Source organism: Pedobacter sp. (assembly GCF_965227205.1).
GTDB lineage: Bacteria > Bacteroidota > Bacteroidia > Sphingobacteriales > Sphingobacteriaceae > Pedobacter.
The window spans coordinates 4,136,524-4,160,879 of record NZ_OZ245727.1; the positions used below are offsets into that span (position 1 = coordinate 4,136,524).

The 24,356-nt window shown below is 34.8% G+C and carries 23 protein-coding genes; 11 read left to right on the forward strand and 12 right to left on the reverse strand.

Annotated elements, in window-relative coordinates:
- Positions 1-3: 3 nt before the first annotated feature.
- From ACO05K_RS17930 to ACO05K_RS17960, 7 genes are all read left to right on the forward strand, one after another.
- Positions 4-1,377 (forward strand): NADH-quinone oxidoreductase subunit N, encoded by a 1,374-nt coding sequence (locus tag ACO05K_RS17930; RefSeq protein ID WP_421945779.1) that lies wholly within the window; start codon positions 4-6, stop codon positions 1,375-1,377.
- A gap of 47 nt (positions 1,378-1,424) precedes the next feature.
- Positions 1,425-2,087: a DedA family protein gene (locus ACO05K_RS17935; protein WP_421945780.1), complete on the forward strand. Its 663-nt coding sequence runs from the start codon at positions 1,425-1,427 to the stop codon at positions 2,085-2,087.
- A 1-nt stretch (position 2,088) separates the two neighbouring features.
- Positions 2,089-2,640 (forward strand): inorganic diphosphatase, encoded by a 552-nt coding sequence (locus ACO05K_RS17940; protein ID WP_316764380.1) that lies wholly within the window; start codon positions 2,089-2,091, stop codon positions 2,638-2,640.
- A complete protein-coding gene (locus tag ACO05K_RS17945) occupies positions 2,640-4,067 on the forward strand; it encodes a hemolysin family protein (protein WP_421945781.1) in 1,428 nt (475 codons plus the stop codon). The genes ACO05K_RS17940 and ACO05K_RS17945 overlap by 1 nt, the downstream gene beginning before the upstream one ends.
- Positions 4,068-4,075: 8 nt before the next feature.
- On the forward strand, positions 4,076-4,789 hold the full coding sequence (locus ACO05K_RS17950) for a 16S rRNA (uracil(1498)-N(3))-methyltransferase (protein ID WP_421945782.1): 714 nt from the start codon (positions 4,076-4,078) through the stop codon (positions 4,787-4,789).
- A 116-nt stretch (positions 4,790-4,905) separates the two neighbouring features.
- Positions 4,906-5,490: a DUF4159 domain-containing protein gene (locus tag ACO05K_RS17955; protein WP_421945783.1), complete on the forward strand. Its 585-nt coding sequence runs from the start codon at positions 4,906-4,908 to the stop codon at positions 5,488-5,490.
- A gap of 2 nt (positions 5,491-5,492) precedes the next feature.
- Positions 5,493-5,993, forward strand: a complete 501-nt coding sequence (locus ACO05K_RS17960; protein WP_421945784.1) for an acetyl-CoA carboxylase biotin carboxyl carrier protein subunit — start codon at positions 5,493-5,495, stop codon at positions 5,991-5,993.
- 49 nt (positions 5,994-6,042) lie between these two features.
- Here ACO05K_RS17960 and ACO05K_RS17965 read toward each other — a convergent pair whose 3' ends face one another.
- The gene (locus ACO05K_RS17965) at positions 6,043-7,698 is read right to left on the reverse strand and encodes an SUMF1/EgtB/PvdO family nonheme iron enzyme (protein WP_421945785.1); all 1,656 of its coding nucleotides are present in this window, start codon (positions 7,696-7,698) and stop codon (positions 6,043-6,045) included.
- A 246-nt stretch (positions 7,699-7,944) separates the two neighbouring features.
- Here ACO05K_RS17965 and ACO05K_RS17970 point away from each other — a divergent pair, with 246 nt between their 5' ends.
- From ACO05K_RS17970 to ispF, 3 genes are all read left to right on the forward strand, one after another.
- A complete protein-coding gene (locus tag ACO05K_RS17970) occupies positions 7,945-10,533 on the forward strand; it encodes an AsmA-like C-terminal region-containing protein (protein WP_421945786.1) in 2,589 nt (862 codons plus the stop codon).
- 199 nt (positions 10,534-10,732) lie between these two features.
- Positions 10,733-11,920 (forward strand): type IX secretion system outer membrane channel protein PorV, encoded by a 1,188-nt coding sequence (gene porV, locus ACO05K_RS17975; protein WP_421945787.1) that lies wholly within the window; start codon positions 10,733-10,735, stop codon positions 11,918-11,920.
- A gap of 50 nt (positions 11,921-11,970) precedes the next feature.
- Positions 11,971-12,450 (forward strand): 2-C-methyl-D-erythritol 2,4-cyclodiphosphate synthase, encoded by a 480-nt coding sequence (gene ispF, locus ACO05K_RS17980; RefSeq protein WP_421945788.1) that lies wholly within the window; start codon positions 11,971-11,973, stop codon positions 12,448-12,450.
- 62 nt (positions 12,451-12,512) lie between these two features.
- Here ispF and ACO05K_RS17985 read toward each other — a convergent pair whose 3' ends face one another.
- The 9 genes from ACO05K_RS17985 to ACO05K_RS18025 form a co-directional block, all read right to left on the reverse strand.
- A complete protein-coding gene (locus tag ACO05K_RS17985; RefSeq protein WP_421945789.1) occupies positions 12,513-13,382 on the reverse strand; it encodes a pirin family protein in 870 nt (289 codons plus the stop codon).
- A gap of 43 nt (positions 13,383-13,425) precedes the next feature.
- Positions 13,426-13,956, reverse strand: coding sequence for a YceI family protein (locus ACO05K_RS17990; protein ID WP_421945790.1), 531 nt, complete (start codon positions 13,954-13,956; stop codon positions 13,426-13,428).
- Between the two features lie 176 nt (positions 13,957-14,132).
- Complete coding sequence (locus ACO05K_RS17995) at positions 14,133-14,723, reverse strand: Crp/Fnr family transcriptional regulator (RefSeq protein WP_421945791.1); 591 nt, start codon at positions 14,721-14,723, stop codon at positions 14,133-14,135.
- Between the two features lie 12 nt (positions 14,724-14,735).
- On the reverse strand, positions 14,736-14,894 hold the full coding sequence (locus ACO05K_RS18000; protein ID WP_421945792.1) for a FeoB-associated Cys-rich membrane protein: 159 nt from the start codon (positions 14,892-14,894) through the stop codon (positions 14,736-14,738).
- 239 nt (positions 14,895-15,133) lie between these two features.
- Positions 15,134-16,321, reverse strand: a complete 1,188-nt coding sequence (locus ACO05K_RS18005; RefSeq protein ID WP_421945793.1) for a hypothetical protein — start codon at positions 16,319-16,321, stop codon at positions 15,134-15,136.
- A gap of 146 nt (positions 16,322-16,467) precedes the next feature.
- Positions 16,468-17,292 (reverse strand): type 1 glutamine amidotransferase, encoded by an 825-nt coding sequence (locus tag ACO05K_RS18010; protein WP_421945794.1) that lies wholly within the window; start codon positions 17,290-17,292, stop codon positions 16,468-16,470.
- Between the two features lie 8 nt (positions 17,293-17,300).
- Complete coding sequence (locus ACO05K_RS18015) at positions 17,301-18,401, reverse strand: carboxylate-amine ligase (RefSeq protein ID WP_421945795.1); 1,101 nt, start codon at positions 18,399-18,401, stop codon at positions 17,301-17,303.
- A 28-nt stretch (positions 18,402-18,429) separates the two neighbouring features.
- On the reverse strand, positions 18,430-19,494 hold the full coding sequence (locus ACO05K_RS18020; RefSeq protein ID WP_421945796.1) for an ATP-grasp domain-containing protein: 1,065 nt from the start codon (positions 19,492-19,494) through the stop codon (positions 18,430-18,432).
- Positions 19,495-19,572: 78 nt separating this feature from the next.
- A complete protein-coding gene (locus tag ACO05K_RS18025; RefSeq protein WP_290242274.1) occupies positions 19,573-20,280 on the reverse strand; it encodes an esterase family protein in 708 nt (235 codons plus the stop codon).
- Positions 20,281-20,451: 171 nt separating this feature from the next.
- Here ACO05K_RS18025 and ACO05K_RS18030 point away from each other — a divergent pair, with 171 nt between their 5' ends.
- Positions 20,452-21,261, forward strand: a complete 810-nt coding sequence (locus ACO05K_RS18030) for an alpha/beta hydrolase (RefSeq protein WP_421945797.1) — start codon at positions 20,452-20,454, stop codon at positions 21,259-21,261.
- Positions 21,262-21,279: 18 nt separating this feature from the next.
- Here the strand turns inward: ACO05K_RS18030 and ACO05K_RS18035 are convergent, their stop codons facing one another.
- Both ACO05K_RS18035 and ACO05K_RS18040 read right to left on the reverse strand, forming a co-directional pair.
- Entirely contained in the window at positions 21,280-22,422 is a 1,143-nt protein-coding gene (locus ACO05K_RS18035) for an aspartyl protease family protein (protein WP_421945798.1), read from the reverse strand.
- 111 nt (positions 22,423-22,533) lie between these two features.
- Entirely contained in the window at positions 22,534-24,297 is a 1,764-nt protein-coding gene (locus ACO05K_RS18040; protein ID WP_421945799.1) for a caspase family protein, read from the reverse strand.
- Positions 24,298-24,356: the final 59 nt, after the last annotated feature.

Consider the following 24,356-nt stretch of genomic DNA (forward strand, 5'->3'; position numbering starts at 1 on the left):
GCAATGAATATTATCATAACCATTAGTATAACCGCTTTTATTGTACTTTATGCAGGTTTGTTTAAAGCAAATAAAGCATTATTACCGCTTACTGTTGTTGGCTTACTTACTGCCTTAGGCTTTACATTCTTCGCATGGAATGGTAATGCCGTTCATTTCGGCATGATGCAAACTGATAATTTCGCTTTGGCATTTTCTGGTGTTTGTATTATTGGAACGCTTTTGATTTTCTTATTAACACAAAATTATTTCCACGCTAAGAGCGATAACATAGCCGAATATTACACTTTAATTCTTTTTGCCCTTGCGGGGATGATTATGATGGTGTCGTACAAAAACATGGCGATGCTGTTTGTTGGTCTGGAAATCATGTCGGTAAGTTTATATATCCTAGCAGGTATTCGTAAAAAAGACTTCGCCTCGAACGAGGCTTCGTTGAAGTATTTCTTAATGGGCGCATTTTCTACCGGATTCTTATTATTTGGTATCACTTTAATTTACGGGGCATCGGGTTCATTCGATTTGGATAAAATCCAGGCTTACTTAGTAGATAACAGTAAAGCGATTTCACCAATCTTTTATCCGGGTGTAATTCTGATGATGATTGGATTATGCTTTAAAGTTGGTGCTGCACCCTTCCATTTCTGGACTCCAGATGTTTACGAAGGTTCTCCAACATTGATTACGACTTTCATGAGTACAGTTGTTAAAACGGCTGGTTTTGCAGCATTTTTAAGACTGTTTTCAGATGCATTTGCCCCACTTCACGATTTTTGGGTTGCACCTTTGATTGTTATCGTTTGTATAACCTTATTTATTGGTAACGTTACGGCATTGTTCCAGAAGAACTTTAAACGTATGCTCGCTTATTCGAGTATTTCTCACGCAGGCTACTTATTGTTCTCATTGGTTGTGTTAAGCGCACAATCAGAAAACAACGTTTTAGTTTATGCTGCTGCTTATACATTCGCGTCAATCATCGCATTTGCAGTTTTAATTCTTGTAAAACAAAAAACAGGAAGTGATAGCTTTGAAAGCTTCAATGGCTTAGGAAAGAAAAACCCGTTAGTTGCTTTAGCGCTTACAGTGGCAATGCTTTCTTTGGCGGGTATTCCACTAACAGCAGGTTTCATTGGTAAATACCTGATGTTCCTGAACGTAATGGGCGAATACAAAATGCTTTTGGTTGCATTCGCCATCTTAAATGCATTAGTTGGCTTTTATTATTATTTCAAGGTTATCGTTGCAGTTTGGTTTAAAGATGGTGCAGAAGTTGAGCTTTCAACTCCAGTTCAATATAAAGTGGTTTTGGCTGTTTCAGTCGCGATTACTCTTATTTTGGGTATTTATCCTGCAATTATTTTAAACCTAATATAGGTATGCACTTGTTTAATAATTATTTGTAGTTTTACGAATAATTGAATATGCACGATTTTTGGACTAACCTTCAGCATTTAATTTCTCCCGAAAAATTATTGAGGGAAGGCGGTTTCTATCTGGTTGTGTTTGTCATATATGCAGAAACAGGCTTGTTTTTTGGTTTTTTTCTGCCAGGCGATTATTTACTATTTCTTGCAGGCATGTTTGTGGCTACTGGCAAACTGGATGTTAACATTGCAGTTCTGCTTGCCGGATTATGCGTTGCGGCTATCTCAGGCAACTTTACAGGCTACTGGTTTGGAAGAAGAACCGGGCCGTTGTTGTATACCAGAAAGGATAGTTTTTTCTTTAAAAAGAGATATTTAAAAGCAGCCGAAGATTATTATAACAAACAGGGTGCTTTTGCATTAATTATGGGAAGATTTGTTCCAATAGTTAGAACTTTTGCCCCGATTTTTGCTGGCGTTGTAAAGCTAGATTTTAAAAAGTTTGCTTTCTACAATATAGTTGGAGCATTACTTTGGATTTGTTCATTAACCTTATTGGGCTACTTTTTGGGCAGAAGATTTGAAAAAGAAATTAACGATTACTTATTATATATTATTATTGGCTTTATCCTTATCACAACTATACCATTATTAATTACCTTTGTAAAAAATAAAGTAACAGTGAAAGATCCTGAAGAGGATAAGACAGATTTAAATTAAAATGGCAAAAGACGAAACTCACGCTTGGCATAGCGTATCCCCTGGAAAAAACGTTCCAGAAGTTGTAAACGCAATCATTGAAATTCCAAAAGGCTCAAAAGCCAAATACGAAATAGATAAAGAATCTGGTTTAATAAAACTAGACAGGGTTCTTTTTTCATCAGTAATGTATCCTGCTAACTATGGCTTTATTCCGCAAACTTATTGCGATGATAAAGATCCTTTAGATATTTTAGTGCTTTGTTCGGTAGATGTTTATCCAATGACATTAATTGAAGCAAAAGTAGTTGGGGTTATGCATATGGTTGATAATGGTGAACAAGACGATAAAATTATTGCAGTTGCTGCACATGATATGTCTGTAAACTACATTAATGATTTGGATGAATTACCTCCACATCAAATGAAAGAAATTGTTCGTTTCTTTCAGGATTATAAAGCATTAGAAGAAAAAAATGTAACTATCGAACATTTACTTGGTGTTCGCTATGCACACAAAGTAATTAAAGAAAGCATAGAACTTTATAACACAACATTTAGAGAATTAGCTTAATGGATTTACCCACGGTCTGTTTGTTTTTAAATTTAAAGATAAGCGCAATCCTACCATCAACAAACCTGGCGATGGTTGCCTTAGAGGAAGCTGATACAACATCAGTTGGATGGCGGTTATTTTTTGCTCTATTTTTGGTACTATTAAACGGATTTTTCGTTGCAGCAGAGTTTGCAATTGTTAAAGTTCGGGCATCGCAAATCGAGATAAAAGCAAAATCTGGCAGTAGTGTTGGTAAAATGGCTAAAACAATCATTCATAATTTGGATGGATATTTAGCCGCAACACAATTAGGTATAACGCTTGCATCACTTGGTTTAGGTTGGGTTGGTGAAGGCGTTATGCATACTATTTTTAAAAACCTTTTCGATAGTTTGCAATGGGGATTTAGTGATGCAACAATTCATACAGCATCAACAATTGTGGCTTTCTCTCTAATCACCATTATGCATATTGTATTTGGTGAGTTGGCTCCAAAATCATTTGCCATTCAAAGACCTGTTGCAACGACGCTTTTTGTATCGGTTCCGCTTCAAATTTTCTATGTAGTATTCAAACCATTTATCTGGACTTTAAATAGCTTAGCGGCGATAATTTTAAAACCATTTGGTATTGATACATCTGCCGGTCATGAATCTTTACACAGTACCGAAGAGCTACAGTATTTACTAGATCAAGGTAAAGAAAGCGGTGCATTAGATAACAATGAGCACGAATTAATAAAAAACGTTTTTGACTTTAATGAGCGTGTTGTAAAAAATATTATGGTTCCTAGAACCAAAATTTCTGGTATCGAATTATCTTCTACTAAAGAAGATGTAATTGATAAAATCATCAAAGAAGGATATTCTCGTTTACCTGTATATGATGAAATAATGGATAAAATTGTTGGTATTATTCATGCCAAAGATATTTTGCCACTTGTTGCATCTGGAAATCAACACTGGACATTAAACGACATCATCCGTAAACCTTATTTCGTTACAGAAACAAAAAAGATTAACGATTTAATGAGCGAGCTTCAAAGCAACCGCATACAAATTGCTATTGTTTTGGATGAATTTGGTGGTACAGCTGGAATGGTAACACTCGAAGATATCGTTGAAGAACTTGTCGGTGAAATTCAGGATGAGTATGATGAAGAAAAGCCATTGGTGGAGAAAATTTCAGATAATGAATTTATTGTAAATGCATTTGCAACTGTTTACGATGTGAACGAACATTTGCCCCACGATTTACCGGAGGACGAAGATTTTGACACGATGGGCGGCTTAGTTTCTCATGTTTTTGAAAGAATTCCAGAGGTAGGAGAAAGCAACGAATCTTATGGTTATCTGTTTACCATTCTTAAAAAAACAGAGCAAAATATCGAAACGGTTAAACTAGAGTTGGTACTCAATAAAGAAGATATGGTTGATAATCACTAATTTCAACTATGAATATTTTTTACACTCCAGATATATCAGGTTCTTCATACATCCTAAATGAAGAAGAAAGTAAGCATTGTGTTAGGGTTTTAAGATTATCTGTTGGTGCAATAATTTACCTTGTTGATGGAGTTGGAGGGTTCTACACCGCTGAAATTACATCTGATAGCCCTAAAAAAGTTACCCTTAAAATTCTCAACGTTGAAACTGAGTATGCCAAGAGAAATCATTATCTGCACATAGCCGTTGCACCAACCAAGAATATCGATAGGTTAGAGTGGTTTTTAGAGAAAGCTACCGAGCTTGGAATAGATGAAATAACACCAATTATCACAGATAGGTCTGAGCGAAGAGTTGTTAAAGAAGATAGATTAAATAAAGTAATTACATCGGCCGTTAAGCAATCAATAAAAGCTTATCATCCTAAAATGAACGATGCAATTTCATTTGATTCTTTCTTAAAACAACCATTTGATGGAGATAAATTAATTGCGCATTGCATTGATAATGAAGGGAAAAAATATATCTCTGATTTGGTAACTCCGTTTCAAAAATATTTAATACTAATTGGTCCTGAAGGTGATTTTACACCCAATGAAGTGGAACAGGCTTTGAATAAAGACTTTAAACCACTAACTTTAGGTAATAACAGATTAAGAACAGAAACTGCAGCACTTGCAGCCTGTTTCGAAATCAACTACCTAAACCGATTGTCAGTTTGAAATTTTCAATAACCAATTTACAATTTTCAAAAATAGCAAGGTTGCTTGCATGCTGCTCTGGCCTTTTAGCTTTTAGCTTAATCCTTTGTTCTTTTTCCTTTCCTCCATCATATCGAATGGCTAAGTTAAAATATAACGGTGGCGGAGATTGGTATGCGGATAGAACTGCACTTCCTAATTTAATTGCTTTTTGTAATTCGAATTTGAGAACAAATTTTTACGCTGAAGAAAGCATCGTAGAAGTTGGTAGTAAAGAATTGTTTAATTTCCCTTTCATTTATATGACAGGGCATGGTAATGTGGTTTTTAGCGATCAGGAAGTCAAAAATCTAAGACAATATTTAACTGGAGGTGGTTTTCTTCATATCGATGATAATTATGGCTTAGATAAGTTTATTCGTCCGCAAATGAAGAAGGTTTTTCCAGAATTGAGTTTTGTTGAATTACCTGCTAATCACTCCATCTATAATCAAAAATTTAAATTCCCGAATGGATTGCCAAAAATCCACGAACATGATAACAAAAGACCACAAGGTTTTGCCTTAATTTACAAAGGCAGAGTGGTTTGTTATTACACATTTGAATGCGATTTAGGTAATGGGTGGGAAGATTTTGGAACATATCCTGAAGATACTCAGGAAACACGCTCACGAGCGCTTAAAATGGGCGCTAACTTAGTTCAATATGCTTTAACTCAATAGTTATGTATAAAATAAAGGTTAATGATGATTTTCAATTTGATGTTGAAGAAAAATCAAATGAATTTTATGTGAATGGCTCAAAATTAAATGTCGATTTAAGTTCGACTTCATCTAATTCAAGTAGCATCATCTACAACAATAAATCATTTAACACTGAAATTGTTGAACTTAACAAAGTTGATAAGACATGCACTATCAGAGTTAATGGAAATAATTACACGCTAAAAGTTGAGGATAGATTTGATCAGTTATTAAAACAACTCGGTTTAGATAATATAGCTTCTGCTAAAATTGCTGAAATTAAGGCGCCAATGCCTGGTTTAGTTTTAGATGTTATTGTAGAAGAGGGAACTGAAGTTAAAAAAGGAGATAATCTTTTGATACTAGAAGCGATGAAAATGGAGAATATTATTAAATCGCCAGCAGATGGTATTGTAAAAAAGATAGCTGTTACAAAAGGAGATAAAGTAGAAAAGAATCAGGTTTTACTCCAATTCAAATAGAAATATATTTTAAAAAGAAAGGCTCCGATTTTGGAGCCTTTCTTTTTAATTATCTTTTAGGATTGAAAGCTTTTGGTTTAGCTTGCTTAAAGTTTCGTTTACCAGCAGTGCTGATTTCCGGTGCTCCAAGCATAGTCATTGCGCAACGGAATCCAACTTCAGCAGAAGAATCGTCTTGTTGTAAGAAACGACGAGTTGCAGGATTTAACCAGTAAGCCATATCGTTCCACGAACCGCCTTTATAAACTCTCGATTTGTCATTCACTAATGAAATGCCTTCATCGTTAAGCAATTTGTTTTGTCTGTCGCGATATCCTCTTTCATCTGCCTGATAAGAAGTTACCATTGCAGTTGGGTCTGGAGATTTAGCAATTGAATCGGCTCTTTTCGCTAAAGCTTGTTTCTCTGCCCAGGTTAATTTTTTACCTGAGTAAGCGTTAGCTTTAATTGGTTTGCCGTATTTATCTAAGGCAATTTTACCGTTAGCAGCATCTGCTAATTGTTTGTCCTGGAATTGGTTACCACGATAAGGGTTAAATGCTTCAGCATCAGTAAAAGTACCAGTACGATAAACGTCATTTACCCATTCGTTAACGTTTCCGGCCATATTATACAAGCCAAAATCGTTTGGATTGTAAGAAAGAACAGGGGCAGTTAAATCTGCTTTATCATTTAATGAACCACCAACACCCATGTAGTCACCAGCTCCTCTTTTAAAGTTGGCTTGTACCAAGCCTCTTGTTTTTTTACTTGCAGAACTAACACCTAAGCCATTCCATGGATAAATTTTATTCTGGTTTATGTTTTCATACTCCGTATTTCCGATTAAACCTAATGCGGCATATTCCCATTCAGCTTCAGTAGGTAAGCGGTATGGTTGCATAATCACACCATCTTCTAAAGTAGCATTTCTTGTTGGTATTGCATTACCACCTCTTCCACCGGCAGCACCAACAGATGCACCAGCTTTAGCATTGTAATCTTTAGGGGCATTTTTACCTTTATCATCATACTGGCCATTTAAGTAAGCATCAGTATTAAAAGGTTTGTCGGGTCTTGTAGTTGCAGCAGCTGTAGTTGTATTACTTCTTGCCGGACTATTGCCTTGCGCCAGTGTTTTGTAATCGGTTAATATACCTTTTTGGCGAAGGATGTACTCATTTGCCTGAGAAGTTCTCCACTCGCAAAAACGAGAAACTTGCTCCCAGCTCACACCAACAACAGGATAATCTCTATAAGCAGGATGTCTTAAATAGTTATCTACGTAAGGCTCGTTATATGATAATGCACGACGCCAAACTAAAGTATCAGGTAATTCATTATAGTAGAATTCTCTATCTTCAGGATAACTTGTTCTAATCCAGTGTAAATATTCTAACCAATCTGTATTAGAAACTTCTGTTTCATCCATATAAAAAGATGGAACTGTAACTTGTCTTTTGTAGTTGTAAATATTAGGTTCAACACCGGCTACTTCAATAGCACTACCACCGACAACCAAAACACCACCTTCAATAGGGATTAAACCTGGCCCGGGTGCACGTTTATACTTTGTAGCAACAGCAAAACTGCCATAAGTTTTGTTGTTCTTATCAGCATAGGGGATACCAGTTTTACTTGATACACCACCTTTGTTTCCTCCACAAGAAGATAAAAGCGTAGCAACGGCAAGACAGGTTAAAGAATATAGTAATTGTTTTTTCATATGATGCAATATCACGGATTAGGGCTTATTCAACCGATAAATTTACGGAAATTTAAATGATTTAGTAAAATTTGTGTTAATAAATGTTTTGAATATATTTTTTTAAGCAAAACGTATTAATAATCAATGTATTGTGTTTTATTAAAAATATTTGAAAAAGTAAAATTAGTTGATGTATTGAAAGTAAATTGGTGTGCTTATTGTCGTACAATATTTCCAAATTAATTAGTTTAAAAGGTTAAGGTTATGTTTAAGAAAATAATAATTATAGTTGTATCGCTATTTGTACTTTTATTAGCAGCTGCAGCAGCAGTTCCAATGTTTTTTAAAAAGGAAATCGATGCGAAAATAAAATCTTCCATAAATGCAAATGTTAATGCAAAGGTCGATTTTAAAGCGCTCGATTTGTCGCTAATTTCATCTTTCCCCAACGTGGGCATAAAAATCAACAATTTATCTGTTATTGGTATTGATAGTTTTGATAAAGATACGCTTGCAAATGTTAAACAACTGCAATTAAATGTTAATTTATTAAGTGTTTTAAAAGGCGAAACCTATCAAATTAATTCTGTTAACCTCGAAGAACCAAACATTTTTGCTAAAGTATTGAAAAGCGGAAAGGCAAATTGGGACATCATGAAACCTGATTCTGCTCAAACTACGGCGGAATCGAAACCAACTACTTTTAAAGCTGCATTACAAAAATATTCTATAGAGCAGGGAACTGTTATTTATGACGATGCCTCATTAGGTTTTTACATGAAACTGGATAGCTTGAATCATACGGGAAAGGGAGATTTTACACAAGATTTATTTACGCTTGATACAGAATCGGATATTGAAAAACTAACTGTTAAATACGGCGGAATCTCTTATCTGAATGGTGTAAAGTTGAATGCAGAGCTTCCTATTGAAGTAGACATGAAAAACATGAAATTTACTTTCGCAGATAATAAAATTAAACTAAACGAACTCCTTTTATCTGCGGTTGGATATTTAGCCATGCCAAATAAAACAGATATGGTAATGGATTTTAAGTTTGATGCAAAGGAATCTGAATTGAAAAATTTTCTTTCTTTAATCCCATCAATTTACGCAGCTAATTTTAAGGATTTAGAAGCAACCGGTAAATTTTCTATGAATGGTGTTGCTAAGGGTACTTATAATGAAAAATCGCTACCAGCTTTTAACGCTAATTTATTGGTACAAAATGGAAAGATTAAATATCCATCATTGCCGTCGGCGATAAATAATATTCAGATTAAATCTCAGATAAGCAATCCTGATGGTGTGATTGATAACACGGTTATCAATGTTCCGGCGTTTCATTTAGAATTTGGGCAAGTGCCTGTTGATGGCAAGTTGTTGGTTAAAAATCCGGTTTCCGATCCATTTGTAGATATGGCTTTAAAAGGGAAATTAGATTTGAAACAGTTAACAGCCATTTTCCCAATGAAGTATATGGTTTTAAGCGGTATTTTAGATGCAGATGTTAAGGCTGCAGGTCGGAAATCATCTATTGATAAACAACAATACGAGGCATTTAAGGCATCAGGACAAATCATTGCAAACAATTTTAATTATGCTGGTAAAAACGTACCAATGCCGATAAGTGTTCCTTCCGCAAAATTAACATTCAGTCCGAAAAACATTACCTTAAGTAACCTTTCTGCCAAAGTTGGAAGTAGCGATTTTGCTGCAAATGGTTCATTAAATAACTATTTGAGTTACTTTTTCAATAAAAACCAATCGCTTCAGGGCAATTTTAATATGTCTTCAACTCTCATTAACGTTAATGAATTAATGGGACCAAAAGCTACAGAAGCAGCATCGGCTAAAACCGTAAATTCAAAGCTTTCAGTATTTGAAGTGCCCGATAAAATAAATTTTAGCATTGCTGCAAAAGCCAACAAAGTAATTTATGATAATTACGATATCTCGAACGCCAATGGTATCCTTTTAGTTAAAGATAAAACAATAACTTTTAAAGATTTAGGCATGAATATGTTGGATGGCAGATTAAGAATGAATGGAACTTATGCCACTTTAAATCCTAAAAAACCAAGAATTGATGTTGATTTTGGAATTGATAAAATGAACATTCAAAAGGCCTTTCAGGCATTTAATACAATAAAATTATTGGCGCCAGTAGCAAAATATGCAAAAGGTTCTTTCTCAACTGATTTAAAATATAATTCGGATTTAGATGAAAATATGATGCCTGTTTATTCTAGCATAAATGCTGAAGGATTAACAAACATTATTCAGGCAATGATTGATGGTTTTGAGCCTTTAAACAAGTTGGCATCTTCTTTAAGTTCTGATAAATTAAAAAAACTAGAGCTTAATAATGTAATTACGAAGTTTAAAATAAAAGATGGAAGATTGAATGTTGCTCCTTTTGATATTAAGAAGGATGGAATTGTTATGAACGTTCAAGGCTCTAACGGTTTGGATCAAACTATGGATTACGATCTTGCTATGAATGTTCCACGAGCAATGCTTGGTGCAAAAGCGAACGAAACGGTGAACACAATGCTTGGTAAATTAAACAGTAAAGCCGGAACAAATGTTAGCATGAGTGACAATGTTAAGGTTAATGCAGTTTTGGGCGGTACTTTTTTAAAACCTACAATAAATTTAAAATATGGAATTGCTGATGCAAAAGCTTCAGCTAAAGAAGCTGTTAACTCAGTTATAGCAGAAAAGAAAGCAGAATTACAAACCAAAGCCCAGGCTAAAATTGATACCGTAAAAGCAAAAGCTACCGAAAAAGTTAAAGATGCTATCGCTGATAAACTCAATAATCTTTTCAAGAAAAAGAATAATAATTAATACCGAACCGAGCTGCAAAAAGTGAGAAATAAATAGTGTAAAATAAGATTTTCAGTTTTTATAAAATTTCGTAGTTTTAGTTAGTAGAAACTTGTAAAATGGTAAGTTTACTGTAAAATATAAATTGAGCTTTTACGTTTGATGATTATATTCTTTAAAAGTATTAACTTACCTGAAATCTTAAATACATACCCTAAGGATGAATTTCAAGTACATTTGTAAACTTGCATTTTCTGCGTTATCGGCAGTTTTGGTATTTGGCAAGGCGAATGCACAGGTAACAATTGGTAATACACAAACAAACGGTAGTGAATCAAATAACATCATTACTGCTGTTCCATTTTTATTAATTACTCCCGATGCAAGAGCAGGTGCAATGGGTGATGCAGGTGTCGCCATTCTAGGTGATGCAAATTCTGCTAGTATAAATCCTGCTAAGCTTGCTTTTTTAGAGAAGCCTTATGGTTTTTCTCTTTCCTATAGCCCGTGGTTAAAAAATCTGGTGCCTGATATTAATTTGGCATATGTTGGCGGTTTCTACAAGTTGGATGATAGAAACACAATTGGTGCATCATTAAGATATTTCTCTTTAGGTCAAATTCAACTAACGGATATTAATCAGCAAGATTTAGGTATTGCAAATCCGAATGAACTTGCATTTGATGTAACTTTTGCCCGTAATTTCGGTAAAGAATTTTCTTTGGGAACTTCCCTGAGGTATATTTATTCAAATCTTGCTTCGGGACAGTTTTCTTCTACAGGACAGGTTAGAGCAGGTAGCGCATTAGGCATTGATATTGCCGGATTGTATAAAACGCCAACTACTATGTTTGGCAAAAACGCAATTGTTTCTGCAGGAGCGAACATTTCGAATATAGGTACTAAAATGAGTTACTCTGATGGTGGAGAGAACTATTTCTTGCCAACAAATTTTAAACTTGGTGGCGCATCAACAATAGAAATTGATGATTTTAATACTTTCACTTTTGCTTTAGATTTTAATAAACTCCTAGTTCCAACGCAACCAATTTACGATTCTAACAACAATATTGTAAAAGGGAAAGACCCGAACCGCTCTGTTCCGGCAGGGATTTTTGGTTCATTTAGCGATGCACCTGGAGGTTTTAGCGAAGAACTAAAAGAGGTTGGAATTTCTACAGGTTTTGAATATTGGTATAATCAACAATTTGCAATACGCGGAGGATATAATTACCAAAGTCCGCAAAAGGGCGATAGCAGGTACTTTACTTTGGGTGCAGGTTTAAAATACAATGTATTTAATATCGATTTTGCATATCTAATTGCAAATGCACAAACCAGTCCATTGGCAAATACTTTGCGCTTCAGTCTTCTTTTTAATTTCGGCGATAAAAAAGTATTTAGATAGTTTCGTTTCGAAATATTTTGGCAATTTCGTGCCATAATTATTAATTCATTATGAAAATTAGAGTAGGTTTCGGATTTGATGTTCATCAATTAAAAGAACAACATCCTTTTGTTGTTGGTGGAGTAACGCTAGAACATCATAAAGGAGCTTATGGTCATTCTGATGCAGATGTATTGCTCCATGCAATTTGTGATGCTTTATTGGGGGCCGCAAATTTAAGAGACATTGGTTTTCATTTTAAAAATACAGATGATAGATGGAAAGGTATTAGCAGTATTATTTTGCTAAAAGAAACTATCAAATTATTAGCGGAAAAAAACTGGCAAGTTGGTAATATCGATGCTATGCTTTGTTTGGAAGCCCCGAAAATAAACCCACACATACCGGCAATGCAGCAAAATATAGCAGAGGCGATAGGTATTTCGACAGAAGATATTTCGATAAAGGCAACAACTAACGAATTAATGGGTTTTGTTGGGAGAGAAGAGGGAGTGGTTGCATATGCAGTATGTTTAATTGAACGATTGTAATTGAATAAAAAAGCCAACTAATAAATTAGCTGGCTCTTAAAACAAAAATTATTAAACCTATTTTATTCTTCTAAATAACCAAATTTTCCCTGGTTGTAATCTGCAATGGCCTGATGGATTTCAGCTTCTGTGTTCATTAAAAATGGTCCGTATTGATGAATAGGTTCATCGATTGGCAATGCACTTAAAACTAATATTACGCTATCTTCTTCTGCTTCTATCGTTATTAAATCGCCTTCGTTTTTAAAATAAATGAATGAATCTGCTTTTGCATTTTCCTGCCCATTTACAATAACCGAACCTTCAATTATCATAAAACCTGTATTATTTTCCTTCGGGAAAATAAACTCAGCCTTACCATCTTTTCTTAATCTGGCATTATAAACATCAATTGGTGTGAAGGTATTCGCGGCTCCACTAATCGTTTTATAATTCCCGGCAATTACTTCGATTTTACCTCCATCATCAGGTAAATTGAAAACCGGCATATCAGTTTGTTTAATGCCCTGATATTTGGGTTTACTCATTTTGTCTTTAGCAGGAAGATTTACCCAAAGTTGAACCATTTGAAACGGACCACCTTTGAGACTATATTCTGCCTCGTGGTATTCTTTGTGTAAAACGCCGCTTGCAGCGGTCATCCATTGCACATCGCCAGGATAAATAACTCCGCTATTTCCAGCACTATCGTGATGCGCAACGGCACCATGATAAGCAATGGTTACAGTTTCAAATCCGCGGTGTGGATGAACGCCAACACCGCGGGGATTTTTTCGGGCAGAGAATTCTATTTTAGAGCCATAATCCATTAAGAAAAACGGGTTCATATCAATTTCATATCCACTTGGGAAAAAATTATGAACTCTAAAACCATCGCCAACCATGTGTGGTGCAGGCGCTTTTAATACTTCTGCAACTTCTCTTTTTTCCATAACAGGAAATATTTAAAATTCGTTTTACCGAATTACTTATTAACTAAGCTTGTTTTACGAATTGTAATTCGCCTAAAATTCTAACTTCTTCGCTTACCATTACGCCACCTGTTTCTAAAGCTGCATTCCAGGTTAATCCGAAATCTGTACGGTTTATTTTTCCGCTTAAAGTAAAGCCAGCTTTAGTATTTCCCCATGGGTCTGTAGCGATACCACCAAATTCTGCAGTTAATTTAACAGGTTTAGTTTCGCCTTTAATTGTTAAATCGCCTTTCAAAATGTAGTCGTCGCCATCTTTTTCCATTGATGAAGATTTGAATTCAATAGAAGAAAATTTCTCTGCATCGAAGAAATCACCACTTTTTAAGTGATTATCGCGATCAGTATTTCCTGTATCTAAAGAATTAATATCTCCGGTAAAAGATATTTCTGCTTGTTCAAATTCATCACCTTCTGAGGTTAATTCTGCAGAAAAAGATTTCAGATTACCAGTTACTGTAGTAATCATTAAGTGTTTCACTTTAAATTGTAATTCGCTGTGGGTTGGATCTAATGTCCATTTTGTAGTTGCCATATCTTTTGGTTTTGATTTTTAATATTTACAACACAAAAGTAAAGCAAGGGGTTTTATCTGAGATTGATGTATGGTAACTAATTAATGATAGAAGGAGGGAATGATAGAAATATTGTTAGTTGAATGTTGATGATTTGCTACCATTCTCTCATCCAAAATTCAATCATTATAAGTATTTAGTTCGCTCTGAAATGCTTATTTGCAAGTTCTTTTCTTACTCTGCTCAAAGATTCCGGTGTAATACCCAAATAAGAGGCAATCATCCATTGTGGAACTCGTAAAGTTAAATTAGGGTATAATTTAATAAAATCGAGGTATCTTTCTTCTGCGGTAGCGCTTAATAGCATATTAATTCGCTTCTGCATAAAACGAATTGAATTATTTAGCAACTTGGTTTGCATGGGTTGTAAGCAAGGTACTTTCATGCCGGCTTGCTCCATGAAATCATTTGGCATAATTACAACTTCAGTTTGTTCAATCGCATCTATAAAAAATACAGATTGTTCATTGTTCATACTGTTTCTATCAGACATTAGCCAGTTTTCAGGCGCAAATTGAAGGATATGTTCCTTACCTTTTGAATCAATAGAATAAGCTCTTAGCAAGCCTTTGCAAACGAAAAAACCATGTTTTGTAATGTCGCCTGTATACTGAATGATTTCGTTTTTGTCGAATTTCTTTATTTTTAAATCTCCAGAAATGCTATCGAATTGATCATCTGTGATTTGTATTTTCTCTTTTAGATAATTTCTAAACTGATCAATCATAAAGAATATGAATTACTTTTTTGCAGGCTTAATATCCGAAAAATCTACACCACATTTGCAATTACCACCGCAGCCATCTTTTTTAACCTGTAAAGATCTATAAACCAAACGGCCAACATATACTAATGCAACCGCAAAAAGTAAAAAGACTAAAATCGTTTGAGTATTCATATCACAAATATAAGTTGCTTTTGGCTTTAAGAGTTCAGTTTAATGTAAAAAGGCTTACATATACTAATGCAACCGCAAAAAGTAAAAAGACTAAAATCGTTTGAGTATTCATATCACTAATATAAGTTGCTTTTGACTTTAAGAGTTCAGTTTAATGTAAAAAGGCTTACATAATTTGTCATTCTGAGCTTGTCGAAGAATATCCCCTAATTCTTCGACAAGCTTAGAATGACAGCTATTTATTCCTCCATAAAACCAACCGTTCCGCCAACCCAGTCAAAATCTGCATTATACCGAACACCAATCATTTTACCTCGACTTAATCTTGCTAAATTAAGGCATAATTGCGGTTCACCGCCATCTGGCCATAAATACATTATTCTAATTTCTGCTTTTACGCCGCCACTAGGCGATTGAACTACAGGTTCGTAAGTTACCTTTCTCTGCAAAATCCAATTTTGAGGATCGGCGATATTTTTAATATCTTCTTCTGAAACATCTATAATTACACCCATTCCAGCAAAAGAAAATAATGGTTTTAGAACGTAGTTTTCTAAATCATTTGGAATTGAACCGATTTCATTTAAAAACCTGGTTTCCGGAACGAACTCGCTTTTTAGAAATGGCATAGTGTATTTACTAATTCTGTAAAACCAATTTGGATGTGTAACCCATTCTACATCAAGTTCATCTCTCGGATCAAAGCTATTTTCAAAAATTTCTGTATTGTTAGCAACTTCATCAAATATCAATCTGTTATAGATTCTTTTAAGTTGAATTTGCTTTCCATTTTCCTCATAAAAAAGCTGATTGTTGATTTTCTTGATACCTTCTAAAGGCAAAATTTTAATGCCAAGTAGTTTTTCAGTAACAAAAAAATCAATAGCTGTTTTTTGGTTTGGCGCATCAACATCCATCAATGCAACTTCATGTGGTTGGTGTTGCCCGATTATAACTTCCTTTAAAAGTTTGATGTATTTTTCCTCATCAAAGCCATTTAAAAAATGGGTTAAAGAACTATCTATTTCGTATTTCTTTTTAAAGATATTAGCCAGGTGATTTTGAAATCCATATAAGGATGGAAAACCCTGCATTTCAATTAACATCGGTGTTAATTCTCCCGCCTCATTTTTGCAGATTCCGAAATCGAAAGTTAAGAAATGCGGCTGCTCATTCTCATTAGGCACATTCCAATCTGCCGGAATAGAATTTTTTGTTAACTCTTTAAAGTTTGGCTGCTTAATTAATTTAATAATTTCTTCGCCTGCGGCAATCAACTTTTCTTTTAACGCTAATGGGATAAATATTGGTGTTTCTGCAACCCGAAACGGAATTTCAGGATAACCTTCTTGTAGATCGGTTAAAAAATCTAAATATTTTCCTTCAGTAAACTGATGATTAAATTTTTGACGTTGAGCAGGTATCATAATTTAGTATTTGGTTAAAGGAAGATTATCAAAAGGCACGAACCAATTTTGTTGTTGCTTAAATAGCTAATGTTTTAAGATTGCTTCGTGCCTCGCAATGACGAATGCTTGGAAAAAGTATTCAGTAGAGGTAAATAGAATTTGTTTTACGCCTCCTGTAAATTCCCTATCGCTTTGTTTAAAAAATTTGGAAGAATAACACTTTGAGTAAGTACAATTCTATCTGGATCATCTAAGCTGTTAAGCATGTCGAAATACTTTGCTTCACCATGTGTATCAATGATAACCTTCTTCTTTTCATCTTGTAAAAGATACATTTTCATACCAACAGGGTCTGCTTCCGGATGAAACTGCGTACCAATAATCTCGTTAGTAAAACGAATTGACATCATGCAACGTTCCAAATCAACATGTTTACGCTCTTTTTCAATGGCCAGCAACTTTGCGCCTTTTGAATTAAAAGCTTCGAGATTTGGCTCTATTACTTGCCAATCTCTACTATCTACCGAGAAGAAGGGGTTTGTAATTCCTTCAAAAATTTCGTCTTGCTCTCCCTCTTCAGTTAGTGTAATCGGGAATATACCGAAAGCATTAGAACGTCTTTCGGTTACATTACCTAAATTATATTTTCTACATGCTAATTGAAAAGAATGGCAAATTAAAAAAGCATATTTCTTTTCTTCATTTGCAGCATTAAAGTTTTCAATCTGATCGAGAAGATTAAAAAAATCATTCTCCCATTTTTCGCCTTTACTTTCTATCGGACTTCCCGGACCACCGCTTGAAATGTATGCATCGTAATCAATGCCCGGAATTTGCCCTTTTTGCCTTAAATCAAAAATATCGAAGGTTAAATCGATATTATTTTCGTTTTTGTAACGGGATAAAATCTCCTGTATTCCCCGCATGCCCTGATTTGGAGCGCCGTTATTCATATCAATAACGGCTACCCTTAAGCTCCTTTTATCCATAATAATTTTTACATTGCACCTATAAGTGTTTGAGTGGTAATGTAATCTACCACGGCTTCAAAGTTACCTGTTTGTTCGTAAACTGCCAACTGCCTGTCTGCACCAGTTCCATGTTCTAAGATTTTATGTACGTAGTTCAGATCTTCTCTGCAACCTAATTCATCAACCACATCATCAACAAAATCTAAAAGTTCTAATACCAAATTTCGACAGTTTACTTCCATCTCTTTACCAAAATCGATTAGGTTTCCATCAATACCATACCTTGCGGCACGCCATTTATTCTCGTTAATTAAAGCACGAGAATAGTTTATGAAAGTCATGTTTTGTAAGCGAAGTTTATACAACTTAGCACAAAGCGCCTGAAACAAAGCGGTGAACGCCATCGTTTCATCAATTAACATCGGGCAATCGCAAATTCTGAATTCTACAGTGTCGAAAAAAGGATGTACGCGTATATCCCACCAGATTTTTTTTGCATTATCCATGCAATTTGTTTTGATAAGGAGCTTTACGTAGTTGTCATAATCTTCTATACTGTTAAAAATATCAGGAATTCCGGTACGTGGAAATTTATCAAATATCTTCGTTCTGAAAGATTTATAGCCTGTATTTCTCGATTCCCAGAAAGGAGAATTGGTAGATAAGGCAAAAACATGCGGCAGAAAATATCTTACCTGATTTGCAATATGTATGGCCAGCTCACGCGATTGAAAACCAACGTGAACGTGTAAGCCAAAAATTAAATTTGAACGTGCAGCTTCCTGCAGTTCGTTAACAATTTCATTATAACGGGGATGTTCAGTTATCAATTGTTTTTCCCAATGCGAAAATGGGTGTGTTCCGGCAGCGCCAATACGTAAGCCTTGCTCTCCTGCAAGTTGCGAAACGGTGTACCGCAGTTGCGAAATCTCCTTTCGGGCTTCGGAGGTTGTTTTACATATTCCAGTTCCAACTTCTACAACAGCCTGGTGCATTTCTGCCTTTACCTGGTCTTTATGTATTTTTTGTGCTGCTTCAACAATTTTTTGGTCGTGCGAGGTAAGTTCCCTGGTAACGGGATCAATTACCATGTATTCTTCCTCTATACCAAGCGTAAATTCGTTCATCCTGATGGTTATTAAATTCTAAATCCCTTTATTTTTTTGTAGCTGCTTTTTTAGGTTTTGCTGGTGCTTTTTCAGTAGTTGCTTTTTCCTGTACTTTTTTATCAGCTGGTTTTGCGGCAGTTTTTGGAGCTGCTTTTTCAAAAAGAGGTTTGCCAGCAACAGAAGCTTTTATGTATTGTCCCCATGTTAAATTATCCTGACCATCTTTTTGAGCCTTGGCTCTTTCGATTGCATAATTGGCAGTAGTTTCTACTACCCAGTCAAAGTTTTCTTGTCCAACACTTTTAATATCAGCATCTGGAGCCGGATTACAGAAATCGATTGCAATAGGCACACCATCGCGAACAGCAAATTCTACGGTATTAAAATCGTAACCTAAATATTGGCAAAGTCTTAAAGTATATTCTTCTACCGTTTTTAGTAATTTTTCGCTCGATGGTTTTGAGTCAACAGCATAACGTAAATGGTGTGGGTTACGTGGATCGTATTGCATAATACGAACATGTTTTCCTCCAATACAATACACTCTAAAATATTCATCAAAAATTATTTCTTCCTGCAACAACATTACCAATTGCTCGGTTCCGCTGTGTTTATCGAAGAAATCTTCTTTATCATGAAGTTTGTAAACATCTCTCCAACCTCCACCATCATAAGGTTTCATGTAAGCCGGGAAACCTGTGTATTCAAAAATTGCATCCCAGTCTAATGGCATTGCAAGATTAGAGAAAGATTCACCAGTAGTTCCTGTTGGATGTTGTCTTGAAGGAATTAATGCTGTTTTAGGTACAGGAACACCAATTTGTTCTGCAAGTGAGTTGTTAAAGAACTTTTCATCTGCACTCCACCAAAATGGGTTATTAATTACTGCAGTGCCGGTAATGGCTGCGTTTTTTAGTGATGCACGATAAAATGGCACATCTTGAGATATTCTATCAATTATTACAGAATAGCCTAAAGGCTGATTTTGTAATATTTTTTCGATTTTAACAGCTTCGGCTGTAATGCCTTTTTCTGCTTTCTGATTAATTCTTTCGATTACGGCTTCAGGAAAAGAGCGTTCCTGTCCAAATAAAATCCCTATTTTTTTCATTGGTACTTTTAGTTTAATTGTGCAACTAGTTATATGTATAACTAGTTAATTATTTTATTTTGAAATTGTTTTAAGCAACTATAATTGTGCAATATAATTCGGAAACATTTCTCTCCATATCGGCCAGTCGTGGTCGGCATTTTGCCTGATATCGAGCCAATGGTTTATTCCTTTTTGAGATAGAATACGCGACAAATTCTCATTATCACCCCTGCACATGTCTCTATCAGTAGTGCCCAGAACAATTTTCATGTAATGAAGTTCCGGATTACTATTATTCATTAAATTATCAACAGGATTATTGAAATAGACATCATCATTGTAAAATCCATCCAATTGTCCTGTAATGTCAAAGGCTCCACTCATGCTAAACATATGGCTAACCAACCAAGGATGGCGGAAAGCAAAGTTTGCAGCATGATATCCTCCAAAACTGCATCCGGCTGTAATAATTTTACTGTGACCGGTTTCATGTCGGGCTAAAGGTGCTACTTCTTCTAATAGATACTTATCGTACCAAATGTGATTTTTTACTCTATCTGCGGGATGTATGCTTTTGTTGTACCAGCTTAATTTATCAATACCATCCGGGCAATATATTTTAATTTTTCCTTCATTGATAAAACCCTCTACAGAGTCTATTAGTTTGAAGTCTTTATTTTCGAAATATCGCCCCATACTCGTTGGGAACAGTAGAATAGGGATACCACCGTGACCAAAGATGAGCATGTCGATTTCAGCACTTAAATTCGGGCTGTACCACTTTTTATGTTCTTCTTTAACCATACAAAAAATTTAATGCTTTAAGATATAAATTAAATTCTACAAAAATGAATGCTTTTGTTTAAATAAAAGGTTAATGTAAAAAATGGTAACTGATAATTAATAGTTTATCAAGATTTGTAACTTTGCCGAAAATTCTGAGGCGGTTGCCAGGTGTTAGGGGATTTGAATATTATGTACACAACAATTTTATCAGTAAAAGTTAATACCAGTAATTTTAAAATTCCTTCGGCTTATTTAAAGCACGAGGTTGAAATAGATATATATGCCCCTGAAGGTATTTTAGGGAATGAAAAAATAGAATTATTACTACTTAACGATGGGCAGGATGTTGCCAAAATGGATTTTGCGAAAATTTTGCAAGATGCTCATCAGAACAAAAGAAACCATAGACTAATTGTGGTTGCCATTAAAGCTTCTGCAGAGCGATTAATGGAATACGGAGTTGCAGGCATACCTGATTTTAAAGGGCGTGGCGCAAAAGCAAACTTATATTCTGATTTCGTTATAAAAGAATTATTGCCATTTGTGAAGAAAAAAATTGCAATGCCGATTAGTGGTAAAGTGGCTTTTGCAGGATTTTCTTTAGGCGGATTGTCGGCATTTGATATTGCGTGGAACAATCCTTCAGTTTTTGATGCTATTGGTGTTTTTTCGGGTGCTTTTTGGTGGCGTAAAAAAGATTTGGCTGATGGTTATACAGATGCTGATAGAATTATGCACGAGCTTATTGATACAACATCAACCAGACCTGATATGAAGTTCTGGTTAATGACAGGCACTGAAGATGAGAAAGCAGATCGTAACAAAAACTTCATTATAGATTCTATAGATGATACAATTGATGTTGTAAAATCTCTCTTAAAAAAAGGGTATAAACGCCCTGAAAATGTTTTCTACTACGAAAAAGTTGGAGGAAAACATGATGTGCCAACTTGGGAAAACGTTATGCCGGCTTTCTTAAATTGGGCTTTTGAGGTTTAAAGAATTGTAGATTAGCCATTAAAAAACAGATTTCTTAATGGTTAATTTCTCTCCTTTATCAGTTACTACAACAAATTCCTCTTTTTTAGTTTGCTCTGAATACCAGCTTAAAAACTCACATTTATCAGCGAAACTTTCTGCACTACGGCCATTCAATTCCATTATTGTTTGCCCGATGTTTAGCGATTGAGCAGTATGATTTGAAGAGCCGTTTAGTGAAACAACTTCGATTTTATTTTTGTCGTTAAAATGAAAACCTGCATCAAAACTGGTTTGTTTTTGATGCGCAATATTGCTTGGTTGCAACCAATATTTAAGGTCAGTGTTATTGAGTATTATTTGATTAAAACTCTTTTTAAGAAATAATAATCCTATTTTTTGGTGCGTATCATTCATTGCGTTTACTTTAAAGTTGTTTACCGCAACGCCACCAAAAACTACTGAATCAAGGAAAAATGAGTTAGTCGTTTTGCCAACCGACATTGAATTTAAACCCATTGAAGAACTCTTACTAGAATAAATATTTTCTGGTAATATTTTGTTCATGATTTCTTTAGTGCTACTGAATTTTAAATCCATTGTACAGCTACCTGCAAAACCAAAATCTATTAAAACATTATCGATTGTTGAGCCCTGAACAGCTAAAGTAGAAAAGTGGCGGTTGCCGATGATTTTAATCGGCATCTCTTTCATGTTATTTTGAGGAGTAAATGGTGTTTTAGAAAAGTAAACTCTGTTTTTTTGAAAATCAAATTTCCAGTTTAACTTGTTAATTACATCGCCACCAAGTAAATATGCCGTGTTGCAGTATAAAAATGGCATGTCTGCAACAACACTTGTGATGTCTGGAAAATTGTAGGAACCAATTTTTAAGTTGTTTATCTTCGCAAGATCAAGTTTAGCTGAATTTCTCTGGCTGTCATTTATTTTTGTAGAGCCTTTTCTCTTAATTTCTGAATTACTTACATTTTTGCTGTTTAGTACACCCATTCCAGCGCCTGTATCAAAAGCAAAATCAGTTTTAACATCATTTAAATAGCCTTCAAAAATTAGTAATCCTTTTTCGGTACTAAAGGATAAACTATCGATTTCATTGTTTTGCGCTATACTCTCTTTGGCGATACAAAATGCCAAGGCAATTAATAGTAATACTTTTTTCATACTTGTGTGTTCAACCTTTAAGATGTTTTTTTGCGTCAAAAGGTTGCAAGTAATTTATAAATATTATTGCTTTTTACTTCTTTTCGATAATATTTTTGCTTTGTTATGTCATTATCTTCTCGGATAAGTATTAATCCATCTAGTTCCTGTGCTTCGTATTGCATTATAGGCGATTTGCCTTATTCGTTTGTTTAGAGTTGTCAGTCCTGGGCGGCTTAATACCAGTGTTGAGATATCTGCATTACTCTCCCAAAAAATTACTTTCGAGGTTTTGGTGGTTTTTATATCGTTAGGTAAAGGTTCACGGAAACTGAAAACAAATCTTGGCGATTTATTATCCTCAGAAACAACCGCATAATTTAGATAGAGAACAAAATTTGCCTGTGACGGCGAGCTAACCAACTGAATGCTTTGTTCCTTTTGCAGCATTGCTTTGATGGAACTAGAAATGTCGGTTGGTATAGCCATCAAAACATAAAATTCTCTATTGTTGGCAATTTTAGAGATTTCTTGCCCCGAATTTTTTTGATTGGTAAATAGAAATGTTGGCGCATTTTCATTGTACGAGAAATTAAAATAATCGTTATAAGTTTTACTTTTTGTTAGCGGTAAAATTTGCTTGTTGAACATTTCCATATATTCAGCAGAACTGAGGCTGGATGCAGGAATATGAATTTTAATAATAGGACTGGAAACCCTGTATCGGTCTGATATTATAAAGAGGTCATTTTTTTTAATTTGATTTGTTGGCGCAACTTTGCCAATAGCACTATCAGGATATACTTTAAAAATACTAAAACGGGTTTTTTTATCTGCTGATGAAAAAATATTGCCAACCATAATTTCATCATTCGTGCCCTTATCCAAAGTAATTAAACCATTTTGGTTATTTATTACTTTTGATTGAAGTTTTGGAATTATCTTTTGCAAAGGCAGCCCGATTAAATTTAAATTGCTTCGGGATAATGTATCATACCGAAAACCAGGGCTTTGTTGCAATCCTTGTACAATATCGATATCATTATTTATTCTGGAGATGATTTCTTTAAGCGGTAAATCGGTTTTGCTTTTCTCGAAAATATCGATTAAAGTTTTCGTAAAGGCACCATGAGAACGACCAGACTCATCCCATACTTCAACTGCTTTTTCTTGCCATGAACAGGCGGCCAGATTGGCAAATTTAGAATTTGGTGTTTCTGATGGCCTACTCACAATTGATTTATCGCTAATTTTAAGCGTTTCGTTTAGCTTAAACGCTCTTAAATCAATTACTTCCTTTGGCGCAATTTTATTGCTTTCTATGTTAACTTTTTGATAATTATTGTGGAATGTGATTGCTTCTTGAGTCATTGAAAGATTGGAACTATAGCAGCAGTCAAATATGCTCGTTAGTGTTACACTTTTGCCAACAAAAAGATTGAACATTTTTTTTAGCATATTATCCTTAACCAAACATTCATAATTTGGAGAATATAAATCGCTCATGCAAATCGCCTGATTGTAACCTTTTTTAACTGCATCTTCTTCGTTTTCTGGATTGATGGTGTAAACCCCATGACCGCAAAAATAAAATACAACAACATCTCCCGCTTTGGTTTTATTCAGTACATCTTCCATTGCTTCGGTAAAAGTTTTTTTGGTGGCTTCTGCATTTATAAGTGTTTTAATATTCTCTTCTGGGAATTCAAAGCGATTTACTAAAAGCGATTTCATGCTTACCGCATCATTTACACAGCCCTTTAAGCTATACTTTGCACTTTTAACACCAGGTTTTTCGTAATATTCGTTAATGCCAATAATTATGGCATACTTGTTTTGTGCGATACTTATGCTTGCATATAGCGACAAAAAAAAGATGATTAGGAATGTTTTCATTTTCAGCGAAAGGTTAATTTAAAGGGATTACATTTTCATCACCGCAATGGCAGCATTTA

What these genes read in the sequence shown, in the direction of transcription:
- ACO05K_RS18015 (WP_421945795.1), bottom strand. Translation starts at nt 18,401, where the DNA reads ATGAACGAATTTACGCTTGGTATAGAGGAAGAATACATGGTAATTGAT.
- ACO05K_RS17930 (WP_421945779.1), top strand. Translation starts at nt 4, where the DNA reads ATGAATATTATCATAACCATTAGTATAACCGCTTTTATTGTACTTTAT.
- ACO05K_RS18040 (WP_421945799.1), bottom strand. Translation starts at nt 24,297, where the DNA reads ATGAAAACATTCCTAATCATCTTTTTTTTGTCGCTATATGCAAGCATA.
- ACO05K_RS18025 (WP_290242274.1), bottom strand. Translation starts at nt 20,280, where the DNA reads ATGGTTAAAGAAGAACATAAAAAGTGGTACAGCCCGAATTTAAGTGCT.
- ACO05K_RS18035 (WP_421945798.1), bottom strand. Translation starts at nt 22,422, where the DNA reads ATGAAAAAAGTATTACTATTAATTGCCTTGGCATTTTGTATCGCCAAA.
- ACO05K_RS17970 (WP_421945786.1), top strand. Translation starts at nt 7,945, where the DNA reads ATGTTTAAGAAAATAATAATTATAGTTGTATCGCTATTTGTACTTTTA.
- ACO05K_RS17985 (WP_421945789.1), bottom strand. Translation starts at nt 13,382, where the DNA reads ATGGAAAAAAGAGAAGTTGCAGAAGTATTAAAAGCGCCTGCACCACAC.
- ACO05K_RS17945 (WP_421945781.1), top strand. Translation starts at nt 2,640, where the DNA reads ATGGATTTACCCACGGTCTGTTTGTTTTTAAATTTAAAGATAAGCGCA.
- ACO05K_RS18020 (WP_421945796.1), bottom strand. Translation starts at nt 19,494, where the DNA reads ATGAAAAAAATAGGGATTTTATTTGGACAGGAACGCTCTTTTCCTGAA.
- ACO05K_RS17935 (WP_421945780.1), top strand. Translation starts at nt 1,425, where the DNA reads ATGCACGATTTTTGGACTAACCTTCAGCATTTAATTTCTCCCGAAAAA.
- ACO05K_RS17950 (WP_421945782.1), top strand. Translation starts at nt 4,076, where the DNA reads ATGAATATTTTTTACACTCCAGATATATCAGGTTCTTCATACATCCTA.
- ACO05K_RS18010 (WP_421945794.1), bottom strand. Translation starts at nt 17,292, where the DNA reads ATGGATAAAAGGAGCTTAAGGGTAGCCGTTATTGATATGAATAACGGC.
- ACO05K_RS17955 (WP_421945783.1), top strand. Translation starts at nt 4,906, where the DNA reads ATGGCTAAGTTAAAATATAACGGTGGCGGAGATTGGTATGCGGATAGA.
- ACO05K_RS17940 (WP_316764380.1), top strand. Translation starts at nt 2,089, where the DNA reads ATGGCAAAAGACGAAACTCACGCTTGGCATAGCGTATCCCCTGGAAAA.
- ACO05K_RS17990 (WP_421945790.1), bottom strand. Translation starts at nt 13,956, where the DNA reads ATGGCAACTACAAAATGGACATTAGATCCAACCCACAGCGAATTACAA.
- ACO05K_RS17965 (WP_421945785.1), bottom strand. Translation starts at nt 7,698, where the DNA reads ATGAAAAAACAATTACTATATTCTTTAACCTGTCTTGCCGTTGCTACG.
- ACO05K_RS18005 (WP_421945793.1), bottom strand. Translation starts at nt 16,321, where the DNA reads ATGATACCTGCTCAACGTCAAAAATTTAATCATCAGTTTACTGAAGGA.
- ACO05K_RS17995 (WP_421945791.1), bottom strand. Translation starts at nt 14,723, where the DNA reads ATGATTGATCAGTTTAGAAATTATCTAAAAGAGAAAATACAAATCACA.
- ACO05K_RS18030 (WP_421945797.1), top strand. Translation starts at nt 20,452, where the DNA reads ATGTACACAACAATTTTATCAGTAAAAGTTAATACCAGTAATTTTAAA.
- ACO05K_RS17960 (WP_421945784.1), top strand. Translation starts at nt 5,493, where the DNA reads ATGTATAAAATAAAGGTTAATGATGATTTTCAATTTGATGTTGAAGAA.
- ispF (WP_421945788.1), top strand. Translation starts at nt 11,971, where the DNA reads ATGAAAATTAGAGTAGGTTTCGGATTTGATGTTCATCAATTAAAAGAA.
- ACO05K_RS18000 (WP_421945792.1), bottom strand. Translation starts at nt 14,894, where the DNA reads ATGAATACTCAAACGATTTTAGTCTTTTTACTTTTTGCGGTTGCATTA.
- porV (WP_421945787.1), top strand. Translation starts at nt 10,733, where the DNA reads ATGAATTTCAAGTACATTTGTAAACTTGCATTTTCTGCGTTATCGGCA.